We start from the raw sequence: 12,165 nt of genomic DNA, 5'->3' as shown, positions 1-12,165 counted from the left end.
TCATTCTGCCGCAAACAGCTTTGCCGTCATTGCAAGGCTGGCCCCACAGGGTTCTTCGGCCTCGCCGCCTTGCGCGTCCCCTGCTCCATCGGCAGGGCGAAGATTGACGAAGTCATAGATCGACCTGTCCATAAGATGCGACGGGCGTGTGTGCGCAAGTGCCCTTGCCATCACTCCCAAGCGCCCGGGTGTCTGCTTTTCCCATCCCTGAAGCATGCGTTTCACTTCTTCACGTTGCAACCCGTCCTGAGAGCCACAGAGATTGCAGGGTATGATCGGGAACTCCATCCGCGCAGAGAACTTGGCGATGTCGCTTTCTGCCGCATATGCCAGCGGGCGCAGCACAAGTAGATCGCCCTCATCATTGATCAGCTTCGGCGGCATCGATGCAAGCCGGCCACCGTGAAAGAGGTTCATGAAAAACGTTTCAAGGATGTCTTCCCTGTGATGCCCCAGAACAATCGCCTCGCATCCTTGCTCTCTCGCAACCCGATACAAGATCCCCCGCCTAAGGCGGGAGCACAGCGAGCAGTAGGTTCGGTTTTCAGGGATCTTGTCTGTGACGATGGAATAAGTGTCTTCGCGAATGATGAGATGTTCGATGCCGTTTTCCTCAAAGAACCTTGGCAGAACATCGGCAGGAAAGCCCGGCTGGGCCTGATCCAGATTGCAGGCCAGAAGATCCACGGGCAAAAGGCCGCGCCATTTCAACTCAATCAGGACCGCCAGAAGTGTGTAACTGTCTTTGCCGCCGGACAAGCAGACAAGCCATTTCGGGCGCTTTTCCTGCGAGGCCTCAGCGGGCAGCATTCCAAAATCGCTGATCGCTTCGCGCGCTTGACGAAGCAGGCGCTTGCGCAGTTTTTTAAAGTCAACACTGGAAGGCACGTTGCGCAGGAGCGCCGGAACGCCTGTATCCGTGTCGTTTGCAATATCATTCATGCGAGCAGCCTGGAAAACATCGTTGTTTCGGCTGACATAGCGGATTGTTACGGCAAGGCCAAGAAAAAGCGCCCGAAGGCTCTTGCCATCAAGAGAAGGTTCTCAACTGTCTTTTGCCTTCGCGCGCGTGCTGTTTAAACGCCGATGCGCTCTCCACAAAGGCATTCACCGAATGTGTTTTCAGGCAGCAGGCCCAGCTGTCCAAAAAGGCTCATGAAATCAAAGTGATTGTAGGCCTCAATGATTTGCCCGTTTGCGACTTTGATGAAAATGGTTCCAGTCGTCTGCACCTTCATGTCCGTGCCCCGCTTTGTTGCTTTCAAAACACAGAGCAACGCGAGCCAGTCACCTTGTTCCATATCCATGGTGACTGAAATTTCGACATTGCCAACCAGCTTGAGCAAGGAACGGTGGAATTCCTTGAAGCCCTCTGGGCCAATTCTCGCGTGATCAGCGAAACGCGCATCATCATCTCGAACATATGTGCCAAGCCCTCTCGCAGGTCCGTCAGATACAAAGAGCTCTTCGATAGCGCCCTCATCTTCCTGCGCCCAGACGCGTTCAAACCAGGACTTAACAACCTCCAATTTTTCACTCATGATTTTCCCCCTCCATAAACCGTCAAAAGATGCACGGCTGAGTTGCGCCTATGGTTTTAACCCAAACACAAGAATTTGGCTAACTTTCGAAAATTTCAATCTCTGGTTTCCTGTCAATCTGAGGCAGACAACGGAATGTGCCGATCGGCGCTGCAATGCAGGATTGAACCAAAGGTTGTAACTTTCATTTACCCGCGAAAGCGTTGTAGTGTGATGAGTGCTTGCTGGGGGGTGACACATAGGTCCTGAGGTTACTCAGGAGGAGGGTATTGTTTTGACTGTTACGCTCGACATTCAGCAGCCTCAACCATTTGATCTTGTAGGCTCCAAAATCATGATCGCCGGAAACGCTGCAGCGTTTGAGGGCACCTTGAGTATCCGTGTCTCTGAAGGACACGATGAGTATTCATCCTTCACAACGGTTGGCGCGCTTGGTCTGAGGCAATTTCAGGGATCCATTGATATCCCGGACACCAACAGTTTCCAGCTGAACCGTTTGTTCCTGACACTTGCCGACGACACCGGGAACGAAAACGGCCCCTCAGTCGTTATTCCGGTCCTTTTCGGGCCGAAGATAATGCCGGGTTACGGAGGATGGCAGCCCTATACTGTAAAGCCCGGTGATACGCTGACAAAAATTGCCCAGGATCAATACGGCAACTCCAATTTTCAGCCGATTTTCGAGGCCAACCAGCACATCTTGAGCGATCCCAACCTGATTTTTCCGGGTCAGCTGTTACGCATTCCACGAAACGACATCTAAGCCGATATCAGTTGATACACTTCGTATTCAGACGCGCAGTATTGACGATCTCCAAACACAAAAAGGCCCGCCGGTTTGGCGGGCCTTTCAAATTTTCCGAAATCGAATATTCGACGACTGTTAGCGCGAATAGAATTCGACGACCAGGTTCGGTTCCATCTGTACCGGGTAAGGCACATCGGAAAAACCGGGGATCCGGTTGTAGGTAGCAGTCATCTTGTTGTGGTCTGCATCAACGTAATCCGGCACATCGCGTTCTGCGGACTGGATAGCTTCCAGAACCAGTGCGAGTTGCTTGGATTTTTCGCGAACTTCGATCACATCACCCGGGCGCAGCTGGTAGCTCGGGATATTGACGCGCTTGCCATTGACCTTGATATGACCGTGGTTGATGAACTGACGAGCAGCAAAAACAGTCGGGACGAATTTGGCGCGGTAGATGATTGCATCAAGACGGCGCTCCAGAAGGCCGATCAGGTTTTCGGAAGTATCGCCCTTGAGACGTGATGCTTCGCTGTAGACCTTGCGGAACTGCTTCTCGGAAATGTTGCCGTAATAGCCTTTCAGCTTCTGCTTTGCGCGGAGCTGAACACCGAAGTCAGACAGTTTGCCTTTGCGGCGCTGTCCGTGTTGACCCGGGCCGTATTCACGTTTGTTTGCCGGGCTCTTCGGACGACCCCAGATGTTTTCGCCCATCCGGCGGTCGATTTTGTACTTAACGCTGTGGCGCTTTGACATCGCGGTTTCCTTTGAATTCGCGTTGTTGTTCTAAAAAGGAAACGCGCCCTCCTTTATCTTCACACAACGCAAAGCGCTCTGCTCCGATCGACAGGGACCCGGCTAGACGGCGCCGGCCGGAATACCCACGGGTGCGTAGTGCCGGAAGGCAAAACCCGCCGGACCGCGCGGATGTACAGGCAGGTCCCTGGAATGTCAATGTGCGACGGGTCAAACTCGTTCAAAAAGACCCTAAACCCAAGAATTTGTGGGACAATCAGGCGTATATCGAACCGGCAATTGACGACAAACTGCGATTTTCGACCGACCGCCCATAAAACAGGCAAATTAATGCATACATTTAGAAAATCTTAATTGCAGTTTTTCACTATACAATCAACGTTACAACCCTTGGGAATAATATCAGTAACGCACGGTCCTAACTTCCTCGAAACTTAACGTACGTTTGGGAAGTTGGACCTTGAGTATAGGATCTCGGATGTCAGCGAATCGCCATTCAGTTCAACAGGCTGATCTGGAAAGCACAGACGTGCTTTTCCGGACGCGTGATGAAATGCTGAGTGTTCTGGACTTCGCTTTGCAACCGATCGCGGATATCGGAACCGGCGTCGTTTACGGCTATGAGGCTCAAGTTCGAAACGCCGAATTCGGCCATGCTCCCTCACCTGGAGACCTGATCAGGCAAGCCCATGCGCTCGGGTTTCTGGCCCAGTTGGAAACCGAACTCTTCCGCAAGGCGCTCCTGCGCTTTCAAGACCTTAGAATAGCGCAGGGAACCAAGCTTTACTTCAAGCTGGACGGCCGCAATCTTGGTGAGGAAGGCGACCCTCGTCTGGGCCTGGGTGAGATCGTGTCCGAGCTCGGTCTCAGCACCAATCAGATCTGCCTGGAGTTTTCCGAACGCCATCAGGAAGCTTTTACCGACCTTGCACATCACGCATTGAATGATCTGCGCCAGCTCGGGTTCCTCATCACACTCGACGATTTCGGCCGGGGCTCTTCCGAGTTGCGCCTGCTGCACGACATGTCGCCTGACTATGTAAAGATCGATCGCTTTTTCCTAAACGACATCGACAGTGACGCCCGCAGGAAGCTGTTTGTTACAACCGTGGCAAATCTTGCGCATGTTCTGGGCTCTCGAGTGATCGCGGAAGGCGTGGAAACTGAACAGGAATTCAAGGCTTGCCGGGAAGCGGGCTGCGATCTCATCCAGGGCCAGTTCGTCGCCAAACCTTTTCAAAAGGCTGCGCACGCGAAATTGTTCTATGAACATGTCCGGGCCCCTGGCATCGGCCGCAAACGGCGGGAGGAACAAGACAGGATCCGTAATGAGCTCCTGAACTTGCCGACCATACAATTCAACGCTTCGATGAATGAACTGCTCGACATGGTCGTGCACAATCAGGACTCCAGCGTCATCCCTGTTCTTGATGCCAACAACGAACCGCGGGGTCTTATCCATGAGCGGGATCTGAAAGCCTATCTGTATTCAGGTGGACCGGATGACGACGACGCCAAGGCGGCGCTCGACTTTCCCTTGCGCTCATTTGTGCGCGCCTGCCCCATTGCCGATATTGACAGCAACGCCGACATGCTTCTGGTGACCTTTGCCTCGTCGATCAATTCAGATGGGATCATCATCACTGAAAATTTCCGCTATTGCGGGTTCCTTTCGGCAACATCTCTTCTGAAAATCATACATGCCAAGCGTTTGCAGGAAGCTCAGGATCAAAACCCGCTGACGCGGCTGCCGGGAAATGGTGCAATCACCAAGTTCATCTCGGATTGCGCGCGCAAGAGCACACACGATCGGCACTTGTGCTACATGGATTTCGACAATTTCAAACCCTTCAACGATACTTACGGCTATCGTCAGGGCGACAGGGCAATTATCCTTTTCGGAGAGTTGGTGCAGCGCCACGTATCCGGAACAGACACGTTTCATGGCCATCTCGGCGGCGACGATTTCTTCGCAGGCTTCATGAACGCGGATCAGACCGATGTCGCGGCACGTATGCTGGCGCTCAAACGAGCCTTCCAGGTAGATGTTGAAAGCTTTTATGACGCTGAACACCGCGCGCAAGGTTTTATGGTGGCGCAGGACCGCTTCGGCACCACTCGCCAATTCCCCTTGTTGCAATGTTCGATTTCAATCCTGACCCTTCCAAAGGGTTTAAGGATCCCACCCAACAAGCTGAATACCGAGATTATCGCTCTGAAACGTGCGGCCAAGCGGTCCGACGACGGTCTGGCAGTCAAGTTTCTGGCGGCCTGAATCTCAAGGCGACCCACCTGCCATCTTTCGACTCATTGCCGAAGACATGCCCAAAATTTGACTTTACCAGCTCAGTCAAAAGCAGGAGACCCGCCTTTCAGCAAGGTCAGTCCAAACCCGGCAAGAAGCCGTTCCAAGGCTGGATTATCAGGCTGCGACGTGAAGATCGCTCGGTCTTGAATGCGGCCAGCTGAACGCGGGTGTGCATCACCCACGACCCGCATCAGTTGCCGTGCAATGGCTTCTGCCGGGTCAAGCCAGTCCACGGGCCAGGGGGCAATCTTGCGAAATCTGTTCGCAAGAAATGGATAATGCGTGCAGGCCAGCACAATGATGTCTGTGCGCTTGCCATCGCGTTCAAGAAAGCAGTCTTCAATTTCTGTCAGAAGGTCGCCATCGCCGACGGTGTCACCACGCAGATGCCTTTCAGCGAACTCGGCAAGAAGATCGGAACCAACCAGGCGTACGTGGCACTGGCTGGCAAAACTGTCGATCAGGCTTCTTGTATAGGTTCGGCGGACCGTGCCGGGTGTCGCCAGAACGGAAATGAGACCTGAAGACGTCTGCTCCGCCGCTGGTTTGATCGCCGGAACCGTGCCGACGAAGGGCACGTCCGGATGGGCGCTGCGAAGATCGCCGCCGGCAAGCGTGAAAGCCGTGTTGCAGGCAATGACCACCGCTTTTGGCTGATACGCCTCAATCAGCCTTTCAAAAAGAGCAAGGAGGCGGGCTTTGAGCTCTGGTTCGGGCCAACGGCCAATGGGAAACGCGGCATCGTCTGCGACGTAGAGCAAGGGCTCATCTGGCAACAGATACCGCGCCTCGCGCAGGACCGTGAGCCCACCAAGACCTGAATCGAATATCAGAACCGGCCTCGTCACGCCCGCAAAGCCCCCTACTCCTCGTTGCCAGTGTCTCCGCGCTCCTTGCGCGGTCGGGTCTGACGTCCTTCGAGCGAGGCAATCACCCCGCGCAATGCACGAACTTCCTGTTCAGTCAGTTCTGCTTTCTGAAATATGTTCCGCAAAGTTCGCACCATGTGAGGACGACGCTCGGGTGGACGAAAGAAAGTGGCCGTGTCCAATGCACCTTCAAGATGCTCAAAGAACCTGAGAATGTTGTCTTTCGTTGCCGGCGGATGTTCCTCTTCGGACAGGAGAAACGGCAGCGCACCCGATGTTGCTGTCTTACGCCATTCGTAGGCGCAGACCAGCACAGCCTGTGCGATATTCAAGGATGCAAAGTCGGGGTCGACCGGCAAAGTGACAATTTCGTCCGCCAGGGCTATTTCCTCGTTGTTCAAGCCCCATCGTTCGCGTCCGAAAAGATAGCCGGTAGCGTGCCCCTGGTCCCCAAGTGACACGGACTTTTGCGCCGCTTCGTCCGGTCCGCGCACTGGCTTGGGCACTTCGCGCGATCGCGCCGTTGTCGCATAGACAAATCGCAGGTCTGCGATCGCGGCTTCGACACTCTCGAACACCTGAACCTTTTCGATGACATGGTCAGCTCGGCTCGCGGCAGCCCGTGCCTTTTCGCTCGGCCATCCGTCACGCGGATTTACGATCCGCAGATCCACAAGACCGAAATTCGCCATGGCCCTTGCAGCCGTTCCGATGTTCTCACCAAGCTGCGGCTCACAAAGGATTACCGCGGGCGGTTTTGCGGTCACCGCCCTGGCTTCTTCTCTGATATTTGCGTTCTTGCTCATACTGCGGGGATGTAACCGAACCGGATCGACTTGGAAAGACTGGCCACTCGCTTCCTCAGGTTTGGAGACTATTCATTCGTCCTCGCACAGAAGTCTCCTGCGCCAAGACGGAATGCCTCCTTCGTGAACTCGTAGAACGACTTGATCTTCCGTCCAGCCCGCCCTTCAGCTGCATAGACGAACGATATTGGCGCATCGGGTGCATCTAGACACCCTGGCATCACTTCCACAAGACGGCCGCTCTCAAGCTCCTCCTTGACAGCAAGGCGCGATTTGACAGCAAGTCCGAGACCTTCAAGCGCGCCGCTTGTCAGCATGTCGGAGTTGGACACAAAAATGCTGCGCGATACAGACATGCGCCGTTTTCGGCCCCTGATGTCCTTGACGTCATGCTGGGTCTGCCAGGGAAGGCAAACCCAAGGCTTGTCGCGAAGCTCTTCAATCGACGTTGGTTCGCCATGATCAGCGAGAAAACCGGGAGAGGCACAGACGATCCGGTCATTGTCGCTCAGCTTTCGCGCGATAAGAGCGCTGTCGGACAGCTTTCCAACCCTGATCGCGCAGTCCTGCCCTTCTTCAACCAGAGAAACAAAGCGGTCGACGGCCAGGAATTCCAGCGTGAGGTCTGGATGTTGTTTTCGAAACACCGCCAATTGAGGCAAGACGAATCGAGACAGGATCCATGGCGACAATGTCACCCTCAAATGGCCACGTAGGTGAGGCGTTCTGCTACCGACTTCGATCTCTGCCTGCTGCAGGTCTTCCAAGATGGCCTCGACCCGTTCAAGAAAAACCTGGCCCTCGTCTGTCAGTCGGAAATTACGGCTGTTGCGGTGAAAGAGTGTGACGTTCAGGGCGCTCTCCAACTTGACAATCCGATGACTGACCGTGGCGGCCGACAGCCCCTGCTCCACAGCTGCGGAGGTTATCCCGCCACACTTGGCAACGGTCACGAACGTCTGAAGATCGGGCACACTATACATTTGATTTTTTCGAATTCTGGTTTCGCTTTTTGGACAGTTTTTCAGAAAAAATAAAACATTTAAACCCTCTGCATCCACATGAGGAGGACATTATGAAAAAGCTACTCGCCGCCGCAGGCATTGCGGCCAGCCTCGCCGTTCCAGCAAGTGCGGAAGGTCTTGAGACCTATTTGAGCTTTGAAAAGTCAATGCCGCCGGGAAACCTGGCCATTGGCCCCGACGGACGCATGTTCATGTCAGTGCATGAATTTTATGGACCGGAGTTGCGCGTGGTAGAAGTCTTCAGCGACGGCAGCACCAAACCTTATCCGACTGAGGATTGGGCCCGAGCCCCGAAAGAAGACGGCAACGGGCTGAACGGCGTTCTGGGTCTTCGAGCCGACCGCAACGGTATTTTGTGGATGCTGGACGGACAGGGGGAAAACCGGACCGGACGTATCGTTGGGTGGGACACAAATACTGAAACGCTGCACGCCATTCACTATATCGGAGCGCCGGTATCTCGCCCCTCGTCATTCCTGAACGATCTTGCGGTCGATCGTGACCACGAGGCGATTTACATCTCCGACACCGGTGATGGGGCGAACTCGGCATTGATCGTTGTAGATCTTGAAACAGGGCGCGCACGCCGTGTCCTGGAAGGATCGAAATTCACCACTCCTGAAGACACACCTATGATCATTGATGGCCGCGAAATTCTTCTGGGCGGCAATCCAGCAAAGATCGGGGTCAATCCAATCACGATCGATCCGACCAACACCTGGGTCTATTTCGCACCGATGACAGCCAGTGCAATGTACCGTGTCCAAACGAAGGATCTTCTTGACGAAAGTCTGAGTGAAGATGAACTGGTCGCGCGGGTGGAGCGCTATGGCGATAAGCCGATTTCCGACGGTTCGACCGTCGACACAGGCGGCAATGTCTATATCACCGCAATGACCGACAATGCGATCGGCGTCACCAAGTCGGACGGCAGTTACGAAGAGCTTTTTCAGTCCGATGAGGACCTGCCCTGGCCCGACGGTTTTTCAATCGGCGCTGACGGATATGTCTATGCAACCATTAACGAATTGCACCGCTCTCCAGTCTTGAACGGTGGTCAAGATGCCTCGCTCGGCACCTACAGGATCGTCAGGTTTCCAGCGCTGAGCACTGCCGTAAGCGGACGATAGTTTAGTTCGGCATTCTGTTTTCCCATCAAAGAAACCGGCGTGCGCTCTTCGGAGAGCGCGCGCCTCATGGAGATTATCAATGGCAAAGATGGTTCATACCTGCATCAGGGTTCTGGACGACGCCAGGTCAGCAGACTGGTATAAACGAGCATTCGACCTCGAAATCGCAGACCAACTGGATTTCGATGCGTTTCGCTTGACCTACCTGAAAAACGAGACGACCGGGTTCGAACTGGAACTCACCTTGAACAAGGACCGCAAAACTCCTTACGACCTCGGCGACGGCTATGGGCATCTTGCCGTTACGGTTGCAGATCTAGACCATGACCATTCCCGACTAAAAATGCTTGGCATCGAAGTCGGCGATATCGTCGACTTTGCGCCGGCAGGTGAACGTGTTGCGCGCTTCTTCTTTGCAACGGATCCGGATGGCTACAAAATTGAGGTGATTGAAAGCGGCGGACGATTTCAGTAGGCAGCTCAACGCTATGAGTTGCTAATGCGCGAGCATATGACGAACGGGAACAATCACTTGTGTTCGTTCAAATCCTTTCAGCTCGAAGGTCGGTGCGCCGATGGTTGAGATCCCGCTCAGCTCGGCGACTTTTTCAGACACGACCGTCTGGCCATTGACCAGAATGGCGGAGGAAAGGATCCGCGCAGCAAGGTTGACCGTCGGGCCAATTGCCGTGAAATCAAGCCTGTCCGAAGCACCGATATTGCCATATTGCAGCGGCCCCAGATGCACAGCTGCCCGGAAGGGCGGCACGGCATCAGAAAACACCGGTTTCTCGCCGCCTCCCGAGGCCTCCCTGAGTGCCTCAAGCGCAGCCTCGCAAGCTGAACGGTCGTCGAGTTTCTCGGAGATTGGAAAGATTGCAAGCAGACCGTCTCCCATGAACTTCAAGACTTCGCCCCCACGCGCAACGATTGGTGGCACCAGACAATCATAGAAGCGGTTAAGCCGGGCAAGCACTTCGGCCGCTGAGGCGGAATTTGAGAACTTCGTGAAGGCGACAAGGTCTGCAAACACCACACAGGCTGTAATCTCTTCAAGGTCGCCCCGGTGCACCCGGCCGGAGAGGATCTTGTACCCGCTGTCGCGGCCGACATAGGCGGACAGAAGATTGGCTGCATTGAGCCGCAGCATGTAGGTTTCCGTGAGACGCGCCAACGGCAGGCGGATCTTCTCAAGCGCCGCTATCATGTCGTCGTCAAATCCACCGTCGGCTTTTGTCGCCCAGCTTACCAGGTGTGTTTCGCCCGTCGTGAAAAAGAGCGGTTGGACCACATAATCCGTTATTCCCTCCCCTCGGAATTCCTTGAGGATCAGAAAGTCGTCCGGACACTCGGGATCACATAGTTTCCGACGCAGCATCTTGCCTGTCTTCAAAACTGTTGGCAGAGGATTGTTTAAATATTCAGCACCATCGAATGCCGTCATGTCGGCATCAGATTGGTCGACGCCCTCACCCTTCAACCATCGAAACCGGCGGCCCTGAAGATTGGGGTGAAGTGTATAGATGAACAGAGCAAAACGTTCCAAAGGCAGACCGGCTTCAAGAAGGCCGTCGCAAATACCACCGACAATCGCTCTTGCATCCGCGCTTGGCCGGGCACCGTCCAGCATCCACAAAAACAGGTCATCAAGCTTGCCGCTATCGATCATATTGCGCCTTCATGCTCCACCATCTCGCGAATATCATAACTCATCCATCGAAACGTTCTGACCTTGCCTCTGTCGGTAGAAAGGCCCCATTGAGACCAGAACGATCCCGTCTCAATCTTCGCTCAGGTTCAGCCATGCCCATGCCGCAAACCTATTTTCATGCATCACGTGATTTCGATGCCTTTATCAAAGATGTTCGTGACACCTGCATGCTGCAGACACACCATCAGGCCTATCATACGCTAAGGGCAGTGTTGCACACATTTCGCTCGCATCTGACCGTCCGCGATGCGCTCCGATTTTCTGACATTCTGCCAGCCGTGACGCGTGCAATCTTCCTTGAAAACTGGGACCCATTGGAACCACCCGCACCATTTCCGGACCGTCCGGTATTGATCATGGAAATGAAGTCCGTACGGCAGGATCACAATCTTGCGCCTGACAGCGCCATAGAAGACGTTGCTGCAGCACTTAGAAGGTCTTCCATTGACACAAAGGACCTTGAACGTGTTCTGGCTATCTTGCCCGAAGGTGCGACGGAGTTCTGGAAGGCGTGACACACGCCAGGTCTTCTGACCCAAAAGAATGCGGTTAGGAAGGGCTCACACACGCGCTTGAAGCACCAGCAGGTCGGCTGTTAAATTCTGACGCTCTTTCTTGAACTTCAAGGCAAACGCACGTGCAGATTGACCCGAGCCAGCACATTTCCTTTCAAAGGTCTGTTGGAAAATCCTTGCTCATCCTGTCCTTGTGTCTGCCCTTCGTCATGATCGGCCTGTTTGTGGCAACCGGGGCCTTCGATGCACCTGGCAGTCAAGGCGACGGATTGATTGTTGGCCTCCTGTGCGTAGCCTTTTTCGGGTTTCTAGGGATCTACGGCACCATCCGTCTGATCAAGAACCCACGGCAGGCGATCGAAATCGGGCCGGAGGGCATCACCGACACCAGGATCTCCGATAGGACCATTCCGTGGTCCAAGATCACCGAGATCACGACCTGGAGCAGCCGCGGCTCGTCGATGATCATGCTGGAACTGGAGCCGGAATTCGAGAAGAGCCTGAACCAGTCGAAGTTTTACAGGGCCTACAAGTTCGCAAATCGCCTCGTCGGGGCGAAAGGTCACTGCCTCAATCCTGTCGGATACAAAGTCAGTTTCAGCGATTTCAGCAACATCATAGCCGAATACGCAACTGCGCATCATTCTCCGGCAATGGAGGACTGACTCCCTGCTCCGTTTTTGCCCCAATTGCCTTTTCGCAGCCGTTTGTTAGAACTCCCCCGAACATCCCCTGCCTTCTCCCTCCGTAGGGCTGGCA

13 protein-coding genes are annotated in these 12,165 nt (G+C 54.4%); 6 read left to right on the top strand and 7 right to left on the bottom strand.

What is annotated here, in order from left to right:
• Positions 1-942: a tRNA 2-thiocytidine(32) synthetase TtcA gene (gene ttcA / locus FIV00_RS12630; protein WP_152501078.1), complete on the bottom strand. Its 942-nt coding sequence runs from the start codon at positions 940-942 to the stop codon at positions 1-3.
• A gap of 134 nt (positions 943-1,076) precedes the next feature.
• Complete coding sequence (locus tag FIV00_RS12625) at positions 1,077-1,541, bottom strand: ester cyclase (protein ID WP_152501077.1); 465 nt, start codon at positions 1,539-1,541, stop codon at positions 1,077-1,079.
• Positions 1,542-1,815: 274 nt separating this feature from the next.
• Between FIV00_RS12625 and FIV00_RS12620 the strand changes: the two genes are divergently transcribed.
• Positions 1,816-2,304 carry a LysM peptidoglycan-binding domain-containing protein gene (locus FIV00_RS12620; protein WP_152501076.1) on the top strand — a complete coding sequence of 163 codons (489 nt, stop codon included), beginning with the start codon at positions 1,816-1,818 and terminating at the stop codon, positions 2,302-2,304.
• Between the two features lie 120 nt (positions 2,305-2,424).
• Here the strand turns inward: FIV00_RS12620 and rpsD are convergent, their stop codons facing one another.
• Entirely contained in the window at positions 2,425-3,042 is a 618-nt protein-coding gene (gene rpsD / locus FIV00_RS12615) for a 30S ribosomal protein S4 (RefSeq protein WP_152501075.1), read from the bottom strand.
• 478 nt (positions 3,043-3,520) lie between these two features.
• Here rpsD and FIV00_RS12610 point away from each other — a divergent pair, with 478 nt between their 5' ends.
• A complete protein-coding gene (locus tag FIV00_RS12610) occupies positions 3,521-5,317 on the top strand; it encodes an EAL domain-containing protein (RefSeq protein ID WP_152501074.1) in 1,797 nt (598 codons plus the stop codon).
• Between the two features lie 71 nt (positions 5,318-5,388).
• Here FIV00_RS12610 and murI read toward each other — a convergent pair whose 3' ends face one another.
• The 3 genes from murI to FIV00_RS12595 form a co-directional block, all read right to left on the bottom strand.
• The gene (gene murI / locus FIV00_RS12605; protein ID WP_152501073.1) at positions 5,389-6,198 is read right to left on the bottom strand and encodes a glutamate racemase; all 810 of its coding nucleotides are present in this window, start codon (positions 6,196-6,198) and stop codon (positions 5,389-5,391) included.
• Positions 6,199-6,212: 14 nt separating this feature from the next.
• Positions 6,213-7,025 (bottom strand): RNA methyltransferase, encoded by an 813-nt coding sequence (locus tag FIV00_RS12600; protein WP_152501072.1) that lies wholly within the window; start codon positions 7,023-7,025, stop codon positions 6,213-6,215.
• A 68-nt stretch (positions 7,026-7,093) separates the two neighbouring features.
• The gene (locus FIV00_RS12595; protein WP_152501071.1) at positions 7,094-8,008 is read right to left on the bottom strand and encodes a LysR family transcriptional regulator; all 915 of its coding nucleotides are present in this window, start codon (positions 8,006-8,008) and stop codon (positions 7,094-7,096) included.
• A 92-nt stretch (positions 8,009-8,100) separates the two neighbouring features.
• On the opposite strand from FIV00_RS12595, the gene FIV00_RS12590 reads away from it, so the two are divergent.
• Both FIV00_RS12590 and FIV00_RS12585 read left to right on the top strand, forming a co-directional pair.
• The gene (locus FIV00_RS12590; protein WP_152501070.1) at positions 8,101-9,180 is read left to right on the top strand and encodes an L-dopachrome tautomerase-related protein; all 1,080 of its coding nucleotides are present in this window, start codon (positions 8,101-8,103) and stop codon (positions 9,178-9,180) included.
• Positions 9,181-9,259: 79 nt separating this feature from the next.
• Complete coding sequence (locus FIV00_RS12585; RefSeq protein ID WP_152501069.1) at positions 9,260-9,655, top strand: VOC family protein; 396 nt, start codon at positions 9,260-9,262, stop codon at positions 9,653-9,655.
• Between the two features lie 21 nt (positions 9,656-9,676).
• Here the strand turns inward: FIV00_RS12585 and FIV00_RS12580 are convergent, their stop codons facing one another.
• Positions 9,677-10,849, bottom strand: coding sequence for an adenylate/guanylate cyclase domain-containing protein (locus FIV00_RS12580; RefSeq protein WP_152501068.1), 1,173 nt, complete (start codon positions 10,847-10,849; stop codon positions 9,677-9,679).
• 134 nt (positions 10,850-10,983) lie between these two features.
• Here FIV00_RS12580 and FIV00_RS12575 point away from each other — a divergent pair, with 134 nt between their 5' ends.
• Positions 10,984-11,406: a DUF2267 domain-containing protein gene (locus FIV00_RS12575; protein ID WP_152501067.1), complete on the top strand. Its 423-nt coding sequence runs from the start codon at positions 10,984-10,986 to the stop codon at positions 11,404-11,406.
• Positions 11,407-11,528: 122 nt separating this feature from the next.
• A complete protein-coding gene (locus tag FIV00_RS12570; RefSeq protein ID WP_152501066.1) occupies positions 11,529-12,071 on the top strand; it encodes an STM3941 family protein in 543 nt (180 codons plus the stop codon).
• Positions 12,072-12,165: the final 94 nt, after the last annotated feature.

The organism is Labrenzia sp. THAF82 (genome assembly GCF_009363435.1).
GTDB lineage: Bacteria > Pseudomonadota > Alphaproteobacteria > Rhizobiales > Stappiaceae > Roseibium > Roseibium porphyridii.
This window is presented reverse-complemented; position numbering and strand designations above follow the sequence as displayed.

Coding starts and splice junctions, on each gene's coding strand:
- ttcA (WP_152501078.1), bottom strand. CDS start 942: ATGAATGATATTGCAAACGACACGGATACAGGCGTTCCGGCGCTCCTG.
- FIV00_RS12625 (WP_152501077.1), bottom strand. CDS start 1,541: ATGAGTGAAAAATTGGAGGTTGTTAAGTCCTGGTTTGAACGCGTCTGG.
- rpsD (WP_152501075.1), bottom strand. CDS start 3,042: ATGTCAAAGCGCCACAGCGTTAAGTACAAAATCGACCGCCGGATGGGC.
- FIV00_RS12610 (WP_152501074.1), top strand. CDS start 3,521: ATGTCAGCGAATCGCCATTCAGTTCAACAGGCTGATCTGGAAAGCACA.
- FIV00_RS12600 (WP_152501072.1), bottom strand. CDS start 7,025: ATGAGCAAGAACGCAAATATCAGAGAAGAAGCCAGGGCGGTGACCGCA.
- FIV00_RS12595 (WP_152501071.1), bottom strand. CDS start 8,008: ATGTATAGTGTGCCCGATCTTCAGACGTTCGTGACCGTTGCCAAGTGT.
- FIV00_RS12590 (WP_152501070.1), top strand. CDS start 8,101: ATGAAAAAGCTACTCGCCGCCGCAGGCATTGCGGCCAGCCTCGCCGTT.
- FIV00_RS12585 (WP_152501069.1), top strand. CDS start 9,260: ATGGCAAAGATGGTTCATACCTGCATCAGGGTTCTGGACGACGCCAGG.
- FIV00_RS12580 (WP_152501068.1), bottom strand. CDS start 10,849: ATGATCGATAGCGGCAAGCTTGATGACCTGTTTTTGTGGATGCTGGAC.
- FIV00_RS12575 (WP_152501067.1), top strand. CDS start 10,984: ATGCCCATGCCGCAAACCTATTTTCATGCATCACGTGATTTCGATGCC.